The following is a 6254-nucleotide window of genomic DNA, read 5'->3' on the forward strand; positions in this document are numbered from 1 at the left end:
CTGCGACCACGTCTGCCATGTCGCGACGCCCGCGGTCCTTCCACCCGGGGACCACCGAGCGGGCCGCCCCTGCGTACCGCCACGCCGCCCACACCGGCATCGCGGGGATCCCGTCGCACCGGTCCAGCCGGGGCGCGCCCTGCTCGCACCGCCCGACCACCCCACCCAACGCGTCCGTGCAGGTGCGGCACAGGCGCACGTCCACCAGCCCGCACCCCGCGCACTCCACCGGCAGGACCAGGGCCGTCAACGCGGATCCGGCACGACGCAGCACACCGGAAGGCTGCCACGGACCCCACGGACCGGTCGGCCCGATCCACAGGGCGCGGACGGGCTCACCCCGGGAAGGCGGGATCCCTCACGTCCCCGACCACCCTCGTCCAGCTCACGTTCTGCCGGGCGTACAGGGTGCCGTCCTGGACCGCGACGTACACCGAGCGGTCCCCTCTCCCGGCAGCGACACCCACGACGCCGTCCAACGTCGACAGGGCCGTCGACGCCGCACCCAACGGGACCGTGTGCACCGTCGGCTCGGCCCCCGCCTCGGTCGAACCCAGCGCCGCGAGCGTGCTCTCGTCACTCCAGCTGACCTCGAGCACCTCGGCCATGCTCGCCCCGACGCGCCGCGGCTCGGAGAGCATCTGGGGCGTGCCGTCGCCGTCCCGGATCACCCCGCTCAGGTCGATCGCCGCTCCCAGGTCACCCACCGAGACGACCGCGGCCCGGGTCCCGTCACGCGAGACCCGCACGGACCTGATCGTCCTGCCCTCCAACCAGGACGCCTGCACCGTCGTCGTCGCCACGTCCACCGCCACGTCAGCCGCCACGTCAGCCGCCACGTCAGCCGCCTCGGTCCCGTCCCCGGGCTGGTCGTCCTGGTCCGTGCCGCCCGGCACCAGCGGGGCGAGCGCGACCAGCGACCCGTCCGAGGACACCTCACCCGTCCAGGCCCAGCCGAACCTGTCCACCGACGGGGGCACCAGACGACGTCCGCGCCACACCTCGACCGGTTCGCCCCCGTCGGTGGGCAGGTGCATGAGTCGACGGTCGCCGTCCAGGACCACCCGGACCGCGTCGTCGGGGCTCACCGCCGGGCGCCGGGCGTCCAGTCCGGCCAGGGACGCGGCGTCCTGCAGCGGCTGGACCTCACCGCCCTCGACCACCGCGAGCCGGTCCCCGCTCAGGACGTACGGGCCACGGCCGGGTGCCGCGTCCCGGGTCGGGTGGGTCACGACCCCGGCCTCCCACGGCAGTCCCCCGACAGTCACCTCGACCGCTGTGACCAACGTGCCCGGCACACGACTCAGGGTGGCCTCCAGCTGTGCCTGGAGCAGCCCGCGGTCGGCCTCGTCGGTCCGTGTACCCGACGCCAGGTCCACCGTGGCGACGCCATCCTCGACCGTCACCGCGGCGGTGCTCAGGCGCGCACCGTCGGGCGCACCCGAGACGACCGCGTCCTGGAGCCACGGCGAGGGCCCGGCCAGGACCTCGGACACCGCGTGGGTCACCACCGAACGGGTGGGGAACCACCGCGTCTCCGGGACCAGGAACCGCCCGTCCGGGGACGCGAAGTACACCGAGACCTGCCGGTGCAGGGACGAGAAGTTGGTCCGCAGCATCGCCACGCCGTCGTCGAGCTGGGAGATCCGCCACTGGCCCCGCGGCTCGCGCACCAGCTCCAGGACCAGCTCCTCCCGTGAGCCCGGTGGCGCCTCCGCGTACCGACCGGCCTCGTCCAGGACCGCGATCACCTCGACGGTCACCCGGGCCGAGCCGTCGTCCCGCATCTCGATCTCCGGCGGGACGTCACCGAACACCAGGACCCGGGCGCGCGGGTCCCACGCCGCCGCCGCGCTCCCGGTCAGGAAGGCCCGCGCCGCGGCGTAGTCGTCGTACGGCCCGGCGCCGGCCGCCTGCAGGAACCCCTCGGCGATCTGCTCCGGACCGGCGTTCGGCTGCGGGTACTCCGCGAGCGGGATGGCCGCGCCCGGCTCGGCGACCTCGATGTCACCCTCACCGATCGGGCCCGAGGTCGGGATGCTCGCGCAGCCTGCGAGCGCCACGAGCGCGACCGCCGCCAGGACGCCGGTGGTGCGATGCAGGACGGTAGGCATCACGCCTCCAGGCGGTCGAGGTCGGGGACTGCGGCGGGGTCGGTCCCCGGGCTGGCGGGGTCCCGTCCGGGAGCCACGGGGCCCGTCGCGTCCTCAGGTTCCAGGGGAAGGGGTGAGGACTCCAGGGTGATGCCGGCCCGGCGCGGGAGAGTCAGACGGAAGCACGCGCCCTGACCGGGACGGCCCCACGCCTCGAGCCAACCCCCGTGGAGGTGGGCGTCCTCGATCGAGATCGCCAGGCCCAGGCCCGTGCCCCCGGTGGTACGGGCCCGCGCCGGGTCCGCGCGCCAGAAGCGGTCGAACACGTGCGCCGCCTCCTCCGCGGTCATGCCCACACCGTGGTCGCGCACGGTCACCGCGACCGACTGGGGCGCACCGGCCAGGCGGATCTCGACCGGCCGGCCCTCCGCGTGCTCGATGGCGTTGACGACGAGGTTGCGCAGGACCCGCTCCACGCGACGGGGGTCGACGTCGGCCATGACCGGCCGCTCGGGCGTGTCGACGGCGAGCCAGACCCCGCGCCTGGCCGCCAGGGCCACGGCCTGCTCCAGCACACCCGTGACGACGTCGCGCAGGTCGCGGGACTCCGCGTCGAGCATCGCGGCGCCCGCGTCGAACCGGCTGATCTCGAGCAGGTCGGCCAGGAGCGCCTCGAACCGGTCGAGCTGGGTGGTGAGCAGCTCGGCGGAGCGGCGCGCCGAGGGGTCGAGGCCGTCCCGGCCGTCGTTGATGACCTCAGCGGCCATTCGGATCGTGGTGAGCGGGGTGCGCAGCTCGTGGGAGACGTCCGAGACGAAGCGGCGCTGCAGGTGCGACAGCGTCTCCATGCGGTTGATCTGGTCGTGCAGGCTCTCGGCCATCTCGTTGAACGAGCGGGCCAGGGTCGCCATCTCGTCGACCCCGTGGACGGTCATGCGCTCCTCGAGGTTCCCCTCGGCGAGTCGCTCGGCGACGTCCGCCGCGGCCCGCACGGGGCGCACCGTCTGGCGGGCGACCATCCAGGTCATGGCACCAAGCAGACCCAGGAGCACCAGCCCCGCGACCGCGAGCGTCCTCTGGACGAACTCGAGTGTCGCCTGCTGGGGCGCCAGGTCGTACAGGGTGTACAGCTCGTAGGTGCCCGCGGCGGGCACGCTCACGAGCGACCCGACGAGCACCCCGGGCGACCAGGCCCCCGCATCCTGCTGCGGGACCGCGACGGGGGTCCACCGGTGGACGTCCGAACCGCGGACGGCCTCACGCATCTCGGTGCTGATGATGCCGTCGAGCTCGGGTCGGGTCGACACGTCGGAGACCCCGGCCAGACCCGGGGTGCCCGTGGACCGTCTGAGGAACACCTCGGGCCGGCTCGTCCCCGCCCCGTGGAGCATCGGGACCAGCGTCCCGAACAGTTCCTGGACCGCGGGGCCGGTGACCGCGGAGGAGGCGTCGAACTGGCTCTGGGCCAGGCTGGTGAGCTGGCCGCTCTCCTCCAGGACCTGGCCGAGGCGTTCGTCGAAGAGTCCGTCACGGACACGGTCCGAGACGTAGCCGCCGAGCGCGCCCACGGTGACGATGCCGACCACGAGGGTCGAGGTGACGACCTTGACCTGGAGCGAGGCGCGCCACCGGTACCACCCCCGACGGGCCAGGTGGCGGGCCCGGAGCGCGAGCCGCAGCATGATCCGGCGGGAGCCACGGTCCGCCGTCATGGGCGTGTCACCCGGTGGCCGGGCCGGTGCCGGCCTTGTACCCCACGCCCCGGACCGTCACCACGATCTCCGGACGCTCGGGATCGTGCTCGATCTTGGACCGCAGCCGCTGGACGTGCACGTTGACCAGGCGGGGGTCGGCGGCGTGCCGGTAACCCCACACCCGCTCGAGCAGGACCTCACGGGTGAACACCTGCCAGGGCTTGCGGGCCAGCGCCACCAGGAGGTCGAACTCCAGGGGGGTCAGGGAGATGTCGTTCCCGTCGCGGGTGACGCGGTGCCCGGTCACGTCGATGGCGAGGTCACCGATGGTCAGCTGTTCGGGGGCCGGCTCGTCCGACCGGCGCAACCGCGCCCGGACACGGGCGATCAGCTCCTTGGGCTTGAAGGGCTTGGAGATGTAGTCGTCCGCGCCGGACTCCAGACCCAGCACGACGTCGACGGTGTCGCTCTTGGCCGTGAGCATCACCACCGGTGTGCCCGACTCGGAACGGATCTCACGGCAGATCTCGGTGCCGTCCTTGCCGGGAAGCATCAGATCCAGCAGCACCAGGTCGGGCTGCCCCTCCCGGGACGCGGTCAACGCCTCGTCGCCGTGCGCGCAGAACAGTGGCTCGAAGCCCTCCGAGCGCAGCACGATCCCGATCATCTCGGCCAGCGCGACGTCGTCGTCCACCACCAGGATTCGACCCTTCATGGACCCATGGTGTCATCCCCGCGCCGCACAGGTGGAGGACTCGCGGACCGCAGGCCCCCGGACGTGGCACGATGGGCCCGCCGGCGCCGAGAACGCCCGGCCCAGTGACCGTGGACGACAGACGGTGGGGATCTCGACCGTGACCGACCCGAACGTGCCCGAGAGCAGGGGCTCGGAGAACCAGCCACCTCCCGCGTGGGGGCCCGGCTACACCGACCCTTCGGCAGGCTTCCCGCCTCCACCGGCAGGCCCTCCGGGGCCGGGACCCGCGCAGGGGGCCCCCGGGTACGGCCAGCCCCAGCACGGCGCCCCCGGGTACGGGCAGCCCCAGTACGGGCAGCCCCAGTACGGCCAGCCCCAGTACGGCCAGCCCCAGTACGGCCAGCCAGGTGGGGCGCCGGGGTACCGGCCCCCTCCCGTCCAGCGCGGGATCGTGCCGCTGCGTCCGCTCGGTCTGGGCGAGGTGCTCGACGGGGCCTTTCGGGCGATCCGCGCGAACCCCGCGGTCATGTTCGGCATCAGCGCCGTTGTCATCACCCTGACGGTGCTCCTCGACTCCCTGGTCCAGTGGTACCTGTTCTCCGACCTGGGCCAGCTGATGATGCTGGAGGTCGAGCCCGACGCCGAGGTCGTCCTGGGTGAGCTCGTCGGCCTCGCAGGTGGGTCGACGCTGTCCATGCTGGTGAGCATCATCGCCACGACGCTGCTCACCGGGATCCTCATCCTGTCGGTGAGCCGCTCGGTGATCGGACAGCGCATCTCGGTCGCAGCCGCGTGGCAGCGCACCCTGCCGCGGATCCTTCCGCTGCTCGGCCTGACCCTCCTGGTGATCCTGCTGCTGTTCCTCGTCCCCGCCGTGGTGATCGTGGGCGCCGTGCTCCTGTTCGCGGCCGAGGCGTGGGCCGCGGCGTTCGGGCTGATGGTCCTGGGATCGATCGCCTCGATCGTCTGGATGGCCTGGATCGCCGTCCGGACCCTGCTGTCGACCGCGGCGCTCATGCTCGAGGAGCAGGGCGTCCTCGGCGGCTTCCGGCGCGGGTGGGAGCTGTCCCGCGGGTCCTTCTGGCGGCTGCTGGGGTACTACCTGCTCGTCTCGATGGTCGTCGGGGTCGTCGCGTCGATCATCGTGTTCCCTGCCGCCATGATCCCCGCGATGCTCCAGCTCGACCCCCTCGGCGACCCGGTCGCCATCGCGTCGAGCGCGGTCGCGACGATCATCGCCTCGGTCCTCACGACCCCGTTCAGCGCCGCGGTCTTCGCCCTGCTCTACATCGACCTGCGGATCCGCCGCGAGGGTCTCGACGTCGAGCTGGCCCGCGCCGCCGAGAACGCCGCCACCGACGCGTCTGGGACGACCCGCACGTGACAGCAGCAGGCCCGGCGGCAGTGCTCGCGCTCGGTGCCGCGCGTGAGGTCCCGGTCGTCCCCGACGCACCGACCGCGCGGCGCTGGGCCGTCAGCGAGCTGTCGGACCCCGTCTACCACCAGCAGGAGAGCCTGCTCGACATGTTCCTGAGATGGCTCATGGAGCAGCTCTCCCAGATCGAGCTCGCCGCCTCCGGGATGGACCCCCTGGTCGCCGCGCTGGTGGTCCTCGGCGTCGTGGTCGTCGTGGTCGCCGTCGCCCTCGTCGTCGCCGGCCCGGTGCGACGCGCACGCAGCGCGCCCCGACCCGGCGCGGTGTTCGTCGACGACACCCGTACCGCGGACGAGCTGCGGGCCTCTGCCACCGCCCTCGCCGCGCAGGGCCGC

Annotated in this window: 4 protein-coding genes and 2 pseudogenes; 2 read left to right on the forward strand and 4 right to left on the reverse strand. The window is 73.3% G+C overall.

The annotated features are described in order from the left end of the window. The 4 genes and pseudogenes from N869_RS12045 to mtrA form a co-directional block, all read right to left on the reverse strand. Positions 1-274: pseudogene (locus N869_RS12045) on the reverse strand (ComF family protein); the annotation flags it as partial. Positions 275-335: 61 nt separating this feature from the next. Beyond that, complete coding sequence (locus N869_RS12050) at positions 336-2114, reverse strand: LpqB family beta-propeller domain-containing protein (protein ID WP_035062052.1); 1779 nt, start codon at positions 2112-2114, stop codon at positions 336-338. Then, positions 2114-3805 carry an MtrAB system histidine kinase MtrB gene (gene mtrB, locus N869_RS12055; protein WP_232229717.1) on the reverse strand — a complete coding sequence of 564 codons (1692 nt, stop codon included), beginning with the start codon at positions 3803-3805 and terminating at the stop codon, positions 2114-2116. Before mtrB ends, N869_RS12050 begins: the two co-directional genes overlap by 1 nt. A 7-nt stretch (positions 3806-3812) precedes the next feature. Continuing rightward, positions 3813-4502 carry an MtrAB system response regulator MtrA gene (gene mtrA, locus N869_RS12060; protein ID WP_035062054.1) on the reverse strand — a complete coding sequence of 230 codons (690 nt, stop codon included), beginning with the start codon at positions 4500-4502 and terminating at the stop codon, positions 3813-3815. 124 nt (positions 4503-4626) lie between these two features. Here mtrA and N869_RS12065 point away from each other — a divergent pair, with 124 nt between their 5' ends. Next, on the forward strand, positions 4627-5868 hold the full coding sequence (locus N869_RS12065) for a DUF7544 domain-containing protein (RefSeq protein ID WP_052105498.1): 1242 nt from the start codon (positions 4627-4629) through the stop codon (positions 5866-5868). After that, positions 5865-6254 (forward strand): annotated as a pseudogene (locus N869_RS12070) (DUF4129 domain-containing protein); the annotation flags it as partial. The gene N869_RS12065 and the pseudogene N869_RS12070, both read left to right, overlap by 4 nt.

The sequence above is a fragment of the Cellulomonas bogoriensis 69B4 = DSM 16987 genome (assembly GCF_000767165.1).
In the GTDB taxonomy this organism is placed as follows: Bacteria; Actinomycetota; Actinomycetes; order Actinomycetales; family Cellulomonadaceae; genus Actinotalea; species Actinotalea bogoriensis.

Coding starts and splice junctions, on each gene's coding strand:
- N869_RS12050 (WP_035062052.1), bottom strand. CDS start 2,114: ATGCCTACCGTCCTGCATCGCACCACCGGCGTCCTGGCGGCGGTCGCG.
- mtrB (WP_232229717.1), bottom strand. CDS start 3,805: ATGACGGCGGACCGTGGCTCCCGCCGGATCATGCTGCGGCTCGCGCTC.
- mtrA (WP_035062054.1), bottom strand. CDS start 4,502: ATGAAGGGTCGAATCCTGGTGGTGGACGACGACGTCGCGCTGGCCGAG.